The organism is Gammaproteobacteria bacterium (assembly GCA_015709615.1).
GTDB lineage: Bacteria > Pseudomonadota > Gammaproteobacteria > Burkholderiales > Nitrosomonadaceae > Nitrosomonas.
In genome coordinates this window covers 1936891-1951698 of the sequence record CP054179.1, presented here as the reverse complement: position 1 = coordinate 1951698, position 14808 = coordinate 1936891, and the positions used below count along the sequence as shown (strand labels likewise).

At 50.2% G+C, this 14808-nt stretch carries 12 protein-coding genes and 1 pseudogene; 3 read left to right on the top strand and 10 right to left on the bottom strand.

What is annotated here, in order from left to right:
* Positions 1–2 precede the first annotated feature (2 nt).
* Entirely contained in the window at positions 3–701 is a 699-nt protein-coding gene (locus tag HRU77_09445) for a leucyl/phenylalanyl-tRNA--protein transferase (protein QOJ20899.1), read from the bottom strand.
* A gap of 301 nt (positions 702–1002) precedes the next feature.
* Between HRU77_09445 and HRU77_09440 the strand changes: the two genes are divergently transcribed.
* Positions 1003–1926 carry a porin family protein gene (locus HRU77_09440; protein QOJ20898.1) on the top strand — a complete coding sequence of 308 codons (924 nt, stop codon included), beginning with the start codon at positions 1003–1005 and terminating at the stop codon, positions 1924–1926.
* Positions 1927–2247: 321 nt separating this feature from the next.
* Here the strand turns inward: HRU77_09440 and HRU77_09435 are convergent, their stop codons facing one another.
* The 3 genes from HRU77_09435 to HRU77_09425 all read right to left on the bottom strand — a co-directional run bounded on the left by HRU77_09435 (position 2248) and on the right by HRU77_09425 (position 6998).
* Positions 2248–4968, bottom strand: coding sequence for a multicopper oxidase domain-containing protein (locus HRU77_09435; GenBank protein ID QOJ22120.1), 2721 nt, complete (start codon positions 4966–4968; stop codon positions 2248–2250).
* A gap of 77 nt (positions 4969–5045) precedes the next feature.
* Entirely contained in the window at positions 5046–6038 is a 993-nt protein-coding gene (locus HRU77_09430) for a multicopper oxidase domain-containing protein (protein QOJ20897.1), read from the bottom strand.
* Between the two features lie 231 nt (positions 6039–6269).
* Entirely contained in the window at positions 6270–6998 is a 729-nt protein-coding gene (locus HRU77_09425) for a response regulator transcription factor (protein ID QOJ20896.1), read from the bottom strand.
* Between the two features lie 1706 nt (positions 6999–8704).
* On the opposite strand from HRU77_09425, the pseudogene HRU77_09420 reads away from it, so the two are divergent.
* Positions 8705–8797 (top strand): annotated as a pseudogene (locus HRU77_09420) (PEP-CTERM sorting domain-containing protein).
* A 170-nt stretch (positions 8798–8967) separates the two neighbouring features.
* A complete protein-coding gene (locus tag HRU77_09415) occupies positions 8968–9795 on the top strand; it encodes an inositol monophosphatase (GenBank protein QOJ20895.1) in 828 nt (275 codons plus the stop codon).
* Between the two features lie 140 nt (positions 9796–9935).
* Here HRU77_09415 and scpB read toward each other — a convergent pair whose 3' ends face one another.
* From scpB to HRU77_09385, 6 genes are read right to left on the bottom strand one after another with little or no spacing between them, the layout of a single operon-like run.
* On the bottom strand, positions 9936–10568 hold the full coding sequence (gene scpB, locus HRU77_09410) for an SMC-Scp complex subunit ScpB (GenBank protein ID QOJ20894.1): 633 nt from the start codon (positions 10566–10568) through the stop codon (positions 9936–9938).
* Positions 10543–11346, bottom strand: coding sequence for a segregation/condensation protein A (locus HRU77_09405; protein QOJ20893.1), 804 nt, complete (start codon positions 11344–11346; stop codon positions 10543–10545). The genes scpB and HRU77_09405 overlap by 26 nt, the downstream gene beginning before the upstream one ends.
* Positions 11347–11370: 24 nt before the next feature.
* Positions 11371–12573: a tryptophan--tRNA ligase gene (locus tag HRU77_09400; GenBank protein ID QOJ20892.1), complete on the bottom strand. Its 1203-nt coding sequence runs from the start codon at positions 12571–12573 to the stop codon at positions 11371–11373.
* Positions 12574–12599: 26 nt separating this feature from the next.
* On the bottom strand, positions 12600–13265 hold the full coding sequence (locus HRU77_09395; protein QOJ20891.1) for a site-2 protease family protein: 666 nt from the start codon (positions 13263–13265) through the stop codon (positions 12600–12602).
* Positions 13258–13890: a threonylcarbamoyl-AMP synthase gene (locus HRU77_09390; protein QOJ20890.1), complete on the bottom strand. Its 633-nt coding sequence runs from the start codon at positions 13888–13890 to the stop codon at positions 13258–13260. Before HRU77_09390 ends, HRU77_09395 begins: the two co-directional genes overlap by 8 nt.
* A 26-nt stretch (positions 13891–13916) precedes the next feature.
* A complete protein-coding gene (locus HRU77_09385; GenBank protein QOJ20889.1) occupies positions 13917–14777 on the bottom strand; it encodes a PHP domain-containing protein in 861 nt (286 codons plus the stop codon).
* Positions 14778–14808 lie beyond the last annotated feature (31 nt).

The following is a 14808-nucleotide window of genomic DNA, read 5'->3' as shown; positions in this document are numbered from 1 at the left end:
AATTATTCGATCCGCGTACGAACAAAGTTCCATTTTTTGCCCGGTTTGATTCCGGTGATTAGGGCATCGAGTTTTTGACTGAATTCCGTTCTTGAAATTTCCCGCGCACCCAATGACGCCAAATGACTGGTTCTAACCTGACAGTCGATCATGCCGAATTCCCAGTATTGTAGCTGTTTTACCAGGTGTACGAAGGCGATTTTTGAGGCATCCGGCCGGCGTGAAAACATTGATTCGCCGAAGAACACTTTTCCTAGCGCCACGCCATAGAGCCCGCCGGCCAGTTCGCCATCGACCCAAGTTTCCACGGAATGCGCCAACCCCATTTCGTGAAGCACGCTATAAGCCGCGATCATTTGCGGGTGTATCCAAGTTCCGGTTTGTCCCGCGCGCGGCGCGGCGCAAGCCTCCATCACTTCGGTAAAGCTGCGATCCGTGTAAATGTGATAGTGGTCTTTTTTGAGTGTCTTGCGTAATGACCGGGAGATTTTTATTTCGGCAGGAAACAGCACCATTCGGGGATCCGGACTCCACCAAAGAATCGGATCGTCTTCATTGAACCACGGGAAAATCCCTTTGTGATAAGCCGCGAGCAAGCGCTGCGGCGAAAGATCCCCCCCCACAGCCAATAGCCCGTTGGGCTCGGTAAGCGCATTTTCCACGGGTGGAAACAGTATGAAAGAGCTCATTCTGGGAATCATTTTTTCTATCTGTTTAATTCATCGTTGATTTTATCAAGCCGCCATTCAGGGCAACATGTGTCATTTATCCCAAAATAGTTGTATTTATACAGACCATTACAGGATATATATCACGTTATTTATAGATAAATGTCCCGTTTTGTGAGATTGTTTGAAATTAATTATCCCGTCCGCAAGCAGCGGGGTATTCACTGCGTTCTTCAATCAAGTTGACGCAGATCAATGTTGCTGCAAATCTTTTTTTTTATGCTGTGACGGTTTTGAAGTCAGCTAAAAAAACCAAACCTCTAAGGAGAATTATATGAAGTATTTTTTGCAAAAGGAAAAATTAGCCCTCAATTTCATTGCCGGTTCGCTTTTGACCGCTTTTACATTGGCTGCACCTCAAGTTGTGGCTGCCGATGCAGCGGCTGAACGCATCAGACTTCTAGAGCAAAGACTGCAAGCCATTCAATCGGAACTGGAAAAAGTAAAGTCCGAATCTTCACGGGCGGTACAAAAAGTAAATACGATTGAACAAACCACCAATCAAACGGTGCAGAAAGTCAATGATCTCGAAGAGAGAAAAGCGGCATTGGTAGAGAAAGTAGATCCTCTTACACAACGCATCGGCACGGACGTGACAGAAAAAAATCGCATGCTGTTTTTCCGTGGCGGTTTTGCACACATGATGAACCATCGCAACGGTGTAACCATTCAGAGTGAAGTCTTGCCGATTGGTGCTCAAGACCAAGCGGATAAACAAGGCTGGTATGCAGGCGCTGGTATTGATTGGGGTCTGACAAGAGATATGTGGGGACTTATGCCGAGAACAACCGTTTTTGCGGAACTGATGTTCGAGTATAAGCAATTCGGTGCTCATGTTTTGGGTAACGGTGCTGTCGGCAATTCGCCCAGTATGTTAGCCGGCGGAGCACTGAATCCGATTAATGTAACGGTTAGTCAATTTACAGTATCAGCATCACCGAAAATCAAGTTTTTTGAAGGCTCCAAACTAAGACCGTGGGTTATTCCAGCAGGCTTTGCTGTGCATGTCATGAGTCCTCCTTCTGAATCCATTACTTATATAGTGCCAGGTGTTCAGTTCGGTGCTGGTGTCGATTACAACATTTGGAAAGATTTCTTCATTGGTATCGATGGCCGCTATCAACTGACTGCCGGTAAATCCGACGGTGTCAATTTAAGCGGTATGACAGCCGGCGGTTATTTGGGAATTGGGTTTTAAACACTTTAACAAGAACGTGAATAAATTAACGACCTGATTAATACTCCCTTCTAATTCTCGATCACTTTTGCTCGTTCGCAGCCAGAAGAGTATGAATGCGGAACGAAGCCTTCACACCTCGTTATTCGTTTAGCGGGGTGTTTTTTTATGAGCATTTTCCTATTCCCAATACCGTTGCAGCCGCACTTGCGCATTGGTCAACGTAGAACTAGAGTGTTTTCTTCGTCGTTTGTTTGAGAACGACCGGCTTTCAATTTCAGTTCGATCAAGCTGATCGATGAAAACGCAACTGCCGGTTTTTGCCGGCAGCTGCGTTCTTGATTAATGCCCTACGGGATTTTTCTGTGCCTCTGTGAGGCCGGCTTTCCATGCTTCCGGCAGGTTTTGCACCCAACCGTTATAGACATTAGGAATCGCCAGTACACCTTGGCCGCCGAATCCAGGCAAGCGGCTGACCGTATCGTCAATAGCCGTGTTTCCGCCGGTCACGAGCGGAACATATCCGGCGATGGCAGCATCGCTGATGTTGCCGTCGCCATTCGGATCCGTATCGACTACGATAAGCCGGTTGGAGAATTTGCTCGTGACATAAGCGTAGTAACCACCGCCTTGCTTGGCACCGAAGTTTGCGCCATGACAACCGGGATCGCAGTCCAGCATCGCGGCGATGGTATCGGTTACGGTATCAACGACAACAATTTGCCCGCCCATCGAAGCGATGACCATAGACTTGCCGTCCGGAGCAACCGGTGTCTGAATTGGCAATACGCCGACGGCGATTTTTCCGTTGCCGTCATTGTCCGCAAAGGTTCCGGTAATCGGGTTGTAATCGGCAATGAGGTTGACGGTTTTCAACAAATTGCCCGCCCCATCCAGCACACTTAAGGTGTGATGTAACAGATTGGTCGCATAAATTTTGCTCGAATCCGGCATCATACCGATGGCAACCGGGTGCGCGCCGGGCACATTGTTGCCTGTGGGGGTTCTGGCTTCAATGCCGCCATTGCTGCCGTAAATCCCGACATCACCAGTGCTGATATTCGGCGTTACGATCTTGCTGCCGTCCGCGCTGATCCAATGTCCGTGCGGATGAGCCGTGCTTTGTCCGGCGGCTTGCGTAGGCAGTGCCTTGAAGACATAACTGGAGCCGGCCGGCATCATCATGATGCTATCTTCGCCGTTGTTCGCGACCGTGACATCGTCGGTAGAAGGTAACGTCATCACATGAGAAGGCGAAAAACCTACCTGGATGTTTTTGATCAATTTACCGTCGGCATGGTTAATCAAGGTTAATTTATTATCAAACCATTGGGTCTGATAAACGATCGATTGATCCCGGTTGGTCCACATGTTATGCGGATTGTTCATGTTGATCTCGGGTAATGCGATTTTGCGTTTAACAGTCCAATCGCTGGCATCGACTACCGTGATGGTGCCCGGTTTGTATTTTCCGGCGGTTTTCTCGAACTGCGTATTAACCCATACTTCACCCACGCCAGGCACGATTGGTTTAGAACCGAACGCAATCGGCTGATCGCTATTCAGCACCGCGGATAACGGTGCTGCCAACCCGCCACTGATGATATTACCGCTACTGCCGACAGGAAGAGGGTTGCCGGAGATTCTGACCGGCAGCGTTGGAAACTTCACGCTCCATTGTCCGGTTGAATAATCTTGCCAATTATCCGGCGCAGTGGCGATGAAAAACGTTTTCAATAACCGAACTGCAAGATCGGTGCTGGTCGGCAGCCCTTTGATGCCGGTCACCAGATCGATTTTATAATCGGCGGCCGGATTGCCTAGATCAAGACCTACAGTATCAGGATCGTCGACGATGACTGCGGCAAACATGAACGGATGTACTTTACACGTAAAGACGTACAGGCCCGGTGTGTCGAGTCTGACAATACCACCGCCGCGATACGCAGTGGTTTGGTTGAAAGGCATGTGGACCGCGCCTGAAGGCCACAGCAGCGAGCTGATGGTGTGTACGCCGTTGGTATCCGACATGACGAAGTTAACGCTGCTGCCCGGAGCGATGACTTCCAAGGATTTGGTTTTAATATCGTAGGGCAGTCCAACAATAGCGTCTCCGCGTGCGCTTCTAAACCAGCTGGCAGGTTCATCGCTGACTTCAAATGTCACCAAGCCGGGTTCGTCTTTAGGACCAAGCAGAATTCGTCCGTATGGCGATGCGCCGACTACACTGGCGCCGCTGCCGCCAACTGGCGCGACTTTGAAGCTGCCGTGCATGCCGGCTTCCATGTGTGAAACCAGATGGCAGTGATATTGCCAATCGCCCGCACCGACGCCGCTGCCCGCTTTGACGGTGAAAGAATGAGTATCGGTGCCGTCTTGCAATAATTTGACGTCGATGGCCGAATTGGTACCGGTTTTAAACCAGCGATGTGCGTGCAAATGAAAAGTATGGCCAGGTCCAATCGATAAAATATGGAAACGGACGATGTCGTTTTCTACTGCGCCGGGATTCGGATTCGCCCAGAGCGGTTTTTGCGTTGTGCCATCGCTGGAGATCTCGGTACCCCAAAAGGTTGAGCCGACCATAAACAATACGAACTGTTTATCAATGTCCGCCTGCGTTACCGGAACGGTAGCGCCATTGTCATCGATATACCGGTCGATTGGTCCGCTGGCGGGATCAACAATCAGCGCACCGAACAAACCGAGCATTTCCTTGCCGTTGCCATGGTAGACGAACGTACCGGATTTGTTGGCATGGAAAGTATAGTTTTGCGTTTGCCCTGGCAGTGCGTTCGCGGCGCCTTTACCCTTGTTCTGCAAGCCGGGCACGCTAAAACCAACTTCGGCCGATGTGGTGTTGGTCAGTGTTACATTGATCGTGTCGCCCTGTCTTACGAACAAGGCCGGCCCTGGAATTACGGCTTCGGCATCGCTACCTAAGGCATAAGCCAGTTGACCGTTCGGCAGGGTTTTGGCTGTGATATTGAAACTTTGCACAGCCGCTAGCGCCATCGGGGATATCAGCACAGAAATGGCAAACAGCATAAGCGCTGCTAGCATCGGGACTGGATTCTTAATCCCAAAAATATTTTTACTCATAGTGTCATCCTTATACTTGGGTATGTTTTTTCAAGTAATTACTTGACGATAAATTGACCGGTCATACCCATCAATTTGTTGGAGAAGTTGTTATCAACGTATTGCGTGCTGCTTTTAGCTTTTACGGTAAATACGTGCTTCTCGAGCGGGCCGATTGCGGCTTGATCGATCAGGTTGCGCGTTCCCGGGTCGAACCATTTATAGCCGTTCAATGAAAAATTGTGGATGTCGGTACCCAATGCAATCAGATGAAATCTGACATCGCTGTTTTTGGTGGCGGATAATGATGGATTAACACCATGTTTCGATTGCTGTTTGCTTGCGCCATCGATTTCCATGCCCCAGAAAGCATCGTCACCGAGATAGAGCACATACTCCTTGGCATATCCGGCGGAACCGGCGGGATTAACGATGATGGCACCGAACAGACCTTTGGTTTCGGCGCCATTATGGGTTTCAAAATTGTGATCGTGATAAGCCCAGGTGCCTGCCGTTCCAGGCGCTACATTCCACTTGTATTCGTAAGTGGTGTGCGAAGCTTCCAAGCCATCGCCCGCGCCTTCGTCGTCGTGATTGTTGATCACTTTGAGCGTGCCGTCGCTGAGAATGTCGTAGTGGACGCCGTGCACATGCACGCTGACTTGTTTGCTGATACCGGGGGTATGTGTAAATGCGCCCGGAATTGCGTTTTCCAGCGTTATATGAACAACATCGCCTTCGGTCAGCACGATCGTTGGTCCGGGAATGGTTGCATCAGGACTGTAGCGGCCGGTGATGTCCGCGCCATCAACTATGTGGCTTAGCATCTTGTATGCCATCAATTTATTGCCGAATCCGTCGTTGCGCGTTTCTTCCGCGGTTAAACGTATGATGTGATTGGCTGCGGAACTCTCTGCCACTGGCAGAAACGACATTGCGGATACAAGACAGATTGCAGCAAGCGATTGTTTTAACAAAGCGCCGTTTGGCATCGCCACGGAATCCCCGGGGGATTCCTTGATATGCCACAGTTGATTGGATTGAAACATCATTATAAACACCCTCCTTTGTGTGAAAAGTGCACCACAAATGGAAAACGCGTAAGAAACATCCTGCAAATGAATGCCTGTGAACTTACGATTTTTTTGTGATGCACGATTTGGTCAATAGATTGCAAAAGTTGATGATTGCTTTCTATTTATCATTAATGCGGGCGGGATTTTATCAAATCTATTTTCGGCAAAATAGATGTCATTTGACTTTAAAATGCAGCTATCTTTCAGCTATTTGTCATCATCATTCTGGAAAAATGTCCCGAACAGATAGGATTCCTTAAAGTAGTTATACATAGGCGCTTTCAGGCATAGCTCTATTTGCTTCTTTACGCCGATTTTCCTATAAATAACCGAGAGTTGATTGCGTACGGTTTTTTCCGTAACCAATAATTGCGCACTGATTTCTTTTGCCGACAAGCCTTTGCAGGCCAGATAGGCGATATGGCGCTCGCTATCGCTTAATTTGGGTTGCTGCTGCGATAAGCGTCCATCCACCGGCATTTCTGTGGACGAATTCGAATTAAACTGCGCTTGCCACAGCAGTTTGGTCACATTGCGATCAAACCAGATTTGACCTGCATGAATGGCAAAGATGGCTTTCAACAACAAATCGGATGAGTGGTGCTTACTGATAATGCCCATCGCGCCGGAACGAAAGGTTTGCAGATGCGTTTGTTCGCTGTTTTGGTGAGAAAAAGCCAGCACCTTGCTTTGCGGACAGGCGCGCAGTAATTTGGAAATATGCTCAGCATAGTGGCCGCCGCTCAACTGCAGATCCATCAGAACGACATCCGGCTTGTGCTGCGCCGCCAATTTGAATAAGTCTTCGATTGAGCTGGCTTCCGCCACAAGACGGATTGCCGAATGATTCTCGAACAGTGAACGCAAACCCATGCGAACAAGCTCAAAACTTTCAGCCACCAAAAGGCGTATTTTTGCGTGAGACTCCTCAACCATGATTTTTCGTGTTTTTATAAAGTTGTATAAAACCCTCGATAAGGAAGGGTTGAATTATTCACGGAGCCCGATCGGGAGCAATTGTAGTCTCGCATTTATGCGAGACTTATTATGTATAAATAGATTATCGAGATTAATTATTCTATCTATTTAATTTGGTGTAAATTTTATCAAATTTACAGGCTGACAAACAGAAGGCATTTATCCCAAAAAAATGCCATTTTCGAAATTTTCTCTGACAAAATGTCCCGATTTTGTAGGATTATTGGAAGAATTTGAATTGATAGGTTTTCAGACATAATTCAATTTACTTCTCCGCACCGATTTTTATACAATTGATTGCAAATGGTTTTTTTTGTAATATCGAATTGCGAGCTGATTTCCACGGCTGATGAATCTTGGCTAGCCAGAAAGGCGATGCGGCGTCCGCAATTGCTGAATTTAGGTTGAACCGAAAAGCTGCTAGTGCGGTATGCGGCTCAGGCGTGGTGGCGTCTCGGTCAAACCAGGTTACACCGGCGTGAATCGCAATGATGGCTTGTAACAGCGATTCAAGAGAATGGTGTTTGCTGATATAACCGGCCGCTCCGGTGCGAAGTGCAAGTGTTTAACTTCCGAAGATCCAAAAATTTTTAGCTATTGATAAATTTCAGAACCCACTGTCATAAATCATGAAATATTTTTATTAAATATCATTATTTTCGCAACGATCAATAAATTGAATATAAATGATTTGTCGTAAACTCCAAAAATAAATTTTTTCACAAAATAAAAAATTTTAAAAATAAGCAAAATCCTTATTGCAATAGGGATATTTTATCGACAAAATATGCATACCCTCAAAAAAGAGGGATGCATATATATATGAAATTAATTAAATTTAGTGGTCTTAGAATTTAAAATAAGGAGTAATAATTATGAAATTCGAAATGAAAAAAAGCCACATTTCAACAGCAGTAGCGCTGGCCATATGCGGTACATTTGTTACGAGCGCGCAAGCTGCGCCAGCTTTTCTTTCAGACGGCGCCGGTACCGCTACTACGATTGCTGATGCCGGTTATTTTCAACCAGGTGGTGTCGGTCTGAGTTACTTGGGAAGGGAATTCGTTAACTGGGATACTTTAGCCTCCAACTATACGCTTGAGGCCAATGGAGTAACTGTCGCAGTAGGCGATGAAGTAACACTCAGCAATCCATTTACTTCAACAACCTTTGGGCCTATCGGCGGCCCGATATCAGTCACTACGAATTTAGGTGGTGTTGTTGGCGGTTGGGGTTTTCTTGAAACAGTCAGCATTACTGCGCCTGGCCATGTTTCCGTTATGGTTCAGTTGACGAACTTGACCGGTTCAGTTGCTACAGACGTGCATTGGGGCGTTGGCTTTGATCCGGATCAAGGAAGGGGAGCTGGTCTGGGAAATGGCACGTTCAATGTCATTAACGCGACAGGCACGAGTGATTCCTCGGTTTCGGCATCAACTTCCGATGGAGCAATCATCACATTAGCAAATAATACAAGCGCAGGGGCATTTGAGATTCGGCCTTACGTTGATCCACTTGGCTGCTGCAGCCCTGTCAGTCCTGGTTTAATGTTAGCTACGGCGCAAGCAGCTGGTAGTTACGGATTTGGCGATAATTCAATCAACCTGGCTTACAATCTCGGCACTATCGCTAATAATGATTCAGTTAAAATCGGTTATGAATATATCATGGCCGTTCCAGAACCAGAAACCTATGCTATGTTGCTGGCAGGTCTTGGTCTGATCGGCTTCTCGGCACGCCGCCGTATCAGCGCCTAAAGCATCGCTTTAGCTCGCTAGAAGAACCGCATTCCCAAACCGGAATGCGGTTTTTTTTATTTTCTGCAGTTGAGTTGATCGCGAATGGATACTCCGCAAAGCGACAAAATCAAGCGAGCATAATCGATTCATATTAAAATCGCGCTTCTTGTAATTTCCGAATCAAAACTATGCATCCCATGTTGACCATCGCGGTGAAAGCCGCGCGCCGCGCCGGCAGTATCATCAATCAAGCATCCAAAAATCTGGATTTGCTCACGGTATCGAAAAAGTCGCACAGCGATTATGTCAGCGAGGTGGACGGCGCCGCTGAAGCAGCGATTATCAAGGTGTTGCAGGCGGCTTATCCCGATCATGCGATTCTGGCGGAAGAAAGCGGGCAACAGGGTGATCATGAGAACTCCGAATATCAGTGGATTATCGATCCGCTCGACGGCACGACCAATTTTCTGCATGGATTTCCCAAATATTCGGTTTCGATTGCGCTTAAGCATAAAGGTGTGCTCACTCACGCGGTAGTTTACGATCCGAACTTGAATGAATTGTTTACCGCCAGCCGAGGCAGCGGCGCTTTTCTGAACGACCGCCGCATTCGTGTCAGTAAGCGCACCAAGCTGGACGATTGCTTGATCGGCACCGGCTTGCCGTTCCGCGATCTGACACACATCGATGCTTATTTTGCCATGCTGAAAGACCTCGTGCCGCGCATCGCCGGAATCCGCCGTCCGGGATCCGCCGCGCTGGATCTCGCATACGTCGCTTGCGGCCGTTACGATGGTTTTTGGGAAATCGGTCTGGCGCCGTGGGATATGGCCGCCGGGTGTTTGTTAATCACCGAAGCCGGCGGTTTGGTCGGCGATTTGCAAGGCAATGAAACGCAACTGGAAAGCGGTCAGATCGTGGCGGGCAACCCGAAAGTTTTCGGGCATTTGCTGCAAGTGATCGCGCCGCATCTGACACCCACACTCATCGAAGCGCAGCAAGCGGCAAAATCTTAGGGAAGCTCTGAAAAACTACTGCGCTCGGTCATGCTGCGTTGAAACCAAGCTCAAAATGCTCATTTACTTATCGTAAACCCCGCTTTTTCGCCTGATTTCGCCTTGCCTGGCCGTCGCTCGCTACCTTTTTCAGAGCTTCCTCAATGACCGGAGTCATCCGGTTGCTCCAACGGCAAGTGCTGATTTTCACCGGACTCAAGTAGCGATTTCATCTCTTCCAGCGGCGGCAGTTCGTCGAGTGAGCGCAGATTCAGATCGTCGAGAAAATGCGCGGTCGTGGCCAACAGCGCCGGTTTTCCCGGCACATTGCGGTGTCCGACCTCCTCAATCCAACCACGGGATGTGAGTGTTTTAAGCACCGAACTGGAAACGCTGACGCCGCGGATTTCTTCGATATCGCCACGGGTGACCGGCTGGCGGTAAGCGATGATGGCGAGCGTTTCCAGAACCGCGCGCGAATAGCGCGGCGCTTTTTGCGGCGTCAAACGCTCCAAATACGGTTGCATGTCCGCTTTGGTCTGGAAACGCCAGCCGCTGGCCACGTTAACCAGTTCCACCCCGCTATCGCGCCATTGATCCCGGATTTCCTTCAGCAAATTGGTTAATACTGCAGCGCTTAATTCATCATTGAATAATTTTCGCAATTCGCTGACGGACAATGGCTCTTGCGTGGTGAACAAGGCCGCTTCGAGAATTTGCTTGGTTTTACCGGGACTGAGCGAATCGAGTGTATCCAGCGGGTGATAATCAAGCGGCGTCAATGGCTCGGACATAAATCATTGCATCATCGGGGGATTGTGAAATTTCCAGCAGCAATTCCTTGGCCAGTTCCAGAATGGCCAGGAAAGTGACCACCACTTCCGCAACCGTAGCCGCGGGACTGAATAGATCGTAAAACTCAACTTGCTGACGCCCGCGCAGGTCGCGCAGCACTTGACTCATATACGCGCGCACGGACAGGGTTTCGCGCTTGATCTGGTGGTGCCGGTTGACTTTTGCGCGCGCCAAAATTGCAACCCAAGCATTGCGCAGGTCGTCCTTATCGATATGCGGCAGTTGCTCTTCGTTTTTTTGTTCGATCCAAACCTGGACGACACTGAAGTCGCGCTCGGCTTGCGGAATTTCATTCAAGCGTTCGGCGACTTTTTTCATTTGCTCGTATTCCAACAAGCGCCGCACCAATTCGGCGCGCGGATCACGCTCCTCACCTTCCGGTTCCGCTTTAGGAGCCGGCAATAGCATGCGCGACTTGATTTCGATCAGCAAAGCAGTCATCAGCAGGTATTCAGCCGCCAGCTCGAGCTGATCGACGCGCATCATCTCGACATACGTCATGTATTGCAGCGTAAGCTCGGCCATCGGAATATCGAGAATGTTCAGATTGTGCTTGCGGATCAGATACAGCAGCAGATCAAGCGGGCCTTGGAAAGTATCCAAAAAAACTTCCAGCGCATCCGGCGGAATATACAAATCTTGCGGGATTTCCAGCAGCGGTTCGCCGCAAATCCGGGCAACCGGTTGAACTGCCGCAGTATCAATGGCCGAATTCATGGCCGACCGGAAACCGACGAACTGCTATGAATAATTAAGCCCCATTGCTTCGCGGATATCACGCATGGTTTCTTCCGCCAGCTTGTTGGCTTTTTCGCAGCCATCGGCGATGATGTTGCGCACCAAAGTCGGATCCTCTTCGTACTTTTTGATGCGTTCATACATAGGCGCTTGCTCCGCGAGGATTTTATCGATCACCGGTGTTTTGCAATCCAGGCAGCCGATTTCGGCGTTCTTGCAACCCCATTGTACCCATTCGCGGGTTTTGTCGTCGGAATACACCAGATGGAACTGCCATACCGGACACTTGGCCGGATCGCCCGGATCGCTGCGCCGTACCCTTGCCGGGTCGGTCGGCATGGTGCGCACTTTTTTGCGGATGCTTTCCGGATCTTCGCGCAGACTGATGGTGTTGTTATACGATTTAGACATTTTCTGGCCGTCCAGCCCCGGCATACGCGAGGCTTCAGTCAGCAATGTTTCCGGTTCGGCCAGAATCATTTTGCCGCCGCCTTCCAGATAACCGAACAAGCGCTCCCGGTCACCCAGACTCAAATTCTGTTGTTCGTTCAGCAACGACCGCGCTTCTTCCAATGCATTTTCGTCGCCCTGCTCCTGATACAACGTGCGCAGCTCGGTATACAGTTTGGATTTCTTCGATCCCAGCTTTTTGATTGCCGCTTCCGCTTTTTCTTCAAAGCCGGGTTCCTTGCCGTAAATATGATTGAAGCGGCGCGCGATTTCACGCGTGAATTCCAGATGCGGTGCTTGGTCTTCACCGACCGGAACCAGATTGGCGCGGTAAATCAGAATATCCGCGCTTTGCAGCAACGGATAGCCAAGAAAACCGTAGGTACTGAGATCCTTCTCGGACAATTTTTCCTGCTGATCCTTATACGTCGGCACGCGTTCCAGCCAGCCGAGCGGCGTCATCATCGACAGCAGCAGATATAGCTCGGCATGCGCCGGTACTTTGGATTGAATGAACAGAATCGCCTGCGACGGATCGACACCCGCGGCCAGCCAATCGATAACCATGTCCCAGACATTTTGCTCGATGATTTCCGGCGTATCGTAATGGGTTGTCAAAGCATGCCAATCGGCGACAAAAAACAGGCATTCGTATTGCTGCTGCAACTTCACCCAATTCTTTAATACGCCATGATAGTGTCCCAAATGCAGGCTGCCGGTGGGCCGCATGCCGGATAAAACGCGATCAGCAAACATGTTGATGTTCCAAATGTAAGAGGTTGTTAGATGTATAACCCGAAAATCGACACAATGATAATTTTAACCCACAGAATAACCGGCCCGATCACGGTACTCAAAATACCGCTGAATAACAATACCAGCAATATCATGAAGCCGTAAGGCTCAATCTGTGAAAATTGGTATGCCCAACGATGGGGCAGCAAACTCATGGTCATGCGGCCGCCATCCAGCGGCGGCAATGGCAGCAAATTGAGTACCATCAGAACGACATTGATCTCGATTCCGGCGATCCCCATCAGCGCCAATGGTTTGGCGAGGCTGCTTCCCGGCATGGCAATGGCCAGTTTGATCATCAACGCCCAAAAAATCGCCATCAGCAGATTGGCACCGGGTCCGGCAGCAGCGACCCACAGCATGTCGCGTTTCGGGTGGCGCAGATTGGCGAAATTGACCGGCACCGGTTTGGCCCAGCCGAACAGGAATCCCGCGCCGACGGTCAGTTTGCTCAGAACAAACAGCGATAGCGGTACCAGGATCGTGCCGACAGGATCGATATGCCGCGCCGGATTGAGGCTGATGCGGCCGGCGCTGTAAGCGGTGAGATCGCCGAATTGCTTGGCGACATAGCCGTGCGCCGCTTCGTGCATGGTGATGGCAAAAATCACCGGTAACGCGTAAATGGCAATGCCTTGAATGATTTCATCCATGATCGATTCCAAACGGTTCGAGATCGCCTCTGCCTGGCCGCACCAGTGCGGGCACATCGGTGGTCAAGTCGATCACGGTAGTCATGTCGATGCCGCAGGAACCGGCGTCCATGACCAATTCCACCTGATGTTCCAAGCGTTCGCGGATTTCTTCCGCATCGTTCAGCGGAAATTCGTCTCCCGGCAATAGCAAGGTAGAGCTGAGCAGCGGTTCATCAAGTTCTTCCAGCAACGCCTGAACCACCGGATGACCGGGAATGCGCAAACCGATGGTGCTGCGTTTCGGGTGCTGCAAGCGCCGCGGCACTTCGCGTGTCGCCTGCAAAATAAACGTATAGCTGCCGGGCGTTGTCGCTTTCAGCAAACGGTACTGGCTGTTATCGACCTTGGCGTAAGTGGCGATTTCCGCCAGATTGCGGCATACCAGCGTGAAATGATGGCGCTCGTCCACTTGCCGGATGGCGCGGATGCGCGTCATCGCATCTTTATCGCCAATATGGCAGCCCAACGCATAGCACGAATCGGTCGGGTACACGATAATGCCGCCGCTGCGCACGATGGCGACGGCCTGCCGGATCAGGCGAATATTCGGGGTGTCGGTGTGGATGGAAAAAAATTGCGCCACGGCGGAAATCGTCGGAAATCAGCGTGTCAATCGATCAGTTCGGCGTTGACGGTGTTTTTCCAATGCTGCCAGACAGGGGTACAGCCGAGCGGAAATTCCGGCAGTTGCCCGAGATCAAAATGGCTTTCGCCCGGCCCATGAAAATCCGAGCCGCAGGAAACCAGCAAATTCCTGCTATTAGCGTGCTGCGCGAAAAGCTGCATTTGCTCCGGCGTGTGGCTCGACGTCACCACTTCGAGCGCCGAACCGCCGAGTGCGCAAAATTCGTCAAGCAGATCGTTCAGCACGTTTTTACCCAGATCGTAACGCCCGGGGTGGGCGATGACCGCATGTCCGCCGCTGCCGCGAATCCAGCTCAACGCGTCGCTGAGCGGCGCCCATTCGTGCGGGGTGTAACCTGGTTTGCCTTTGACCAGATATTTCTTGAACACCGATTTGACGTCCTTGGCATAACCTTGCTCCACCAGAAAACGAGCAAAGTGCGTGCGGCCGATCAGACTGCGCACGCCGACAAAAGTGTAAGCGCCTTCCAGGCTGCCTTGAATACCGATTTTTTCCAGTTCTGCGGCGATGTTGCGGGCGCGTTGCGCACGGCCGGCGCGCACCACCGCCAAACCCTCGGCCAGCGGGGCGTAATCGGGATCGATGCCCAGCCCGACGATATGCAAGGTACGACCGCGCCAACTGACGGATATTTCCACGCCGTTTATAAATGTGATACTTTTCGCTTCAGCAGCCCTGCGCGCTTCCGCCAGGCCTGCGATATCATCGTGATCGGTTAATGCGAGAATTTCCACGCCGCGTTCGGCAGCGCGCTCAACCAGTTGTGCCGGTGTCAGTAAACCGTCAGAAATTGAAGAATGACAATGTAAATCAATATTGAGCATGAAAATCCGTTGCGCGAAGCGGGACACGCAT

Coding starts and splice junctions, on each gene's coding strand:
- HRU77_09435 (QOJ22120.1), bottom strand. CDS start 4,968: ATGCTAGCAGCGCTTATGCTGTTTGCCATTTCTGTGCTGATATCCCCG.
- HRU77_09425 (QOJ20896.1), bottom strand. CDS start 6,998: ATGGTTGAGGAGTCTCACGCAAAAATACGCCTTTTGGTGGCTGAAAGT.
- HRU77_09430 (QOJ20897.1), bottom strand. CDS start 6,038: ATGATGTTTCAATCCAATCAACTGTGGCATATCAAGGAATCCCCCGGG.
- HRU77_09395 (QOJ20891.1), bottom strand. CDS start 13,265: ATGGATGAAATCATTCAAGGCATTGCCATTTACGCGTTACCGGTGATT.
- HRU77_09400 (QOJ20892.1), bottom strand. CDS start 12,573: ATGTTTGCTGATCGCGTTTTATCCGGCATGCGGCCCACCGGCAGCCTG.
- HRU77_09415 (QOJ20895.1), top strand. CDS start 8,968: ATGCATCCCATGTTGACCATCGCGGTGAAAGCCGCGCGCCGCGCCGGC.
- HRU77_09385 (QOJ20889.1), bottom strand. CDS start 14,777: ATGCTCAATATTGATTTACATTGTCATTCTTCAATTTCTGACGGTTTA.
- HRU77_09405 (QOJ20893.1), bottom strand. CDS start 11,346: ATGAATTCGGCCATTGATACTGCGGCAGTTCAACCGGTTGCCCGGATT.
- HRU77_09445 (QOJ20899.1), bottom strand. CDS start 701: ATGATTCCCAGAATGAGCTCTTTCATACTGTTTCCACCCGTGGAAAAT.
- scpB (QOJ20894.1), bottom strand. CDS start 10,568: ATGTCCGAGCCATTGACGCCGCTTGATTATCACCCGCTGGATACACTC.
- HRU77_09440 (QOJ20898.1), top strand. CDS start 1,003: ATGAAGTATTTTTTGCAAAAGGAAAAATTAGCCCTCAATTTCATTGCC.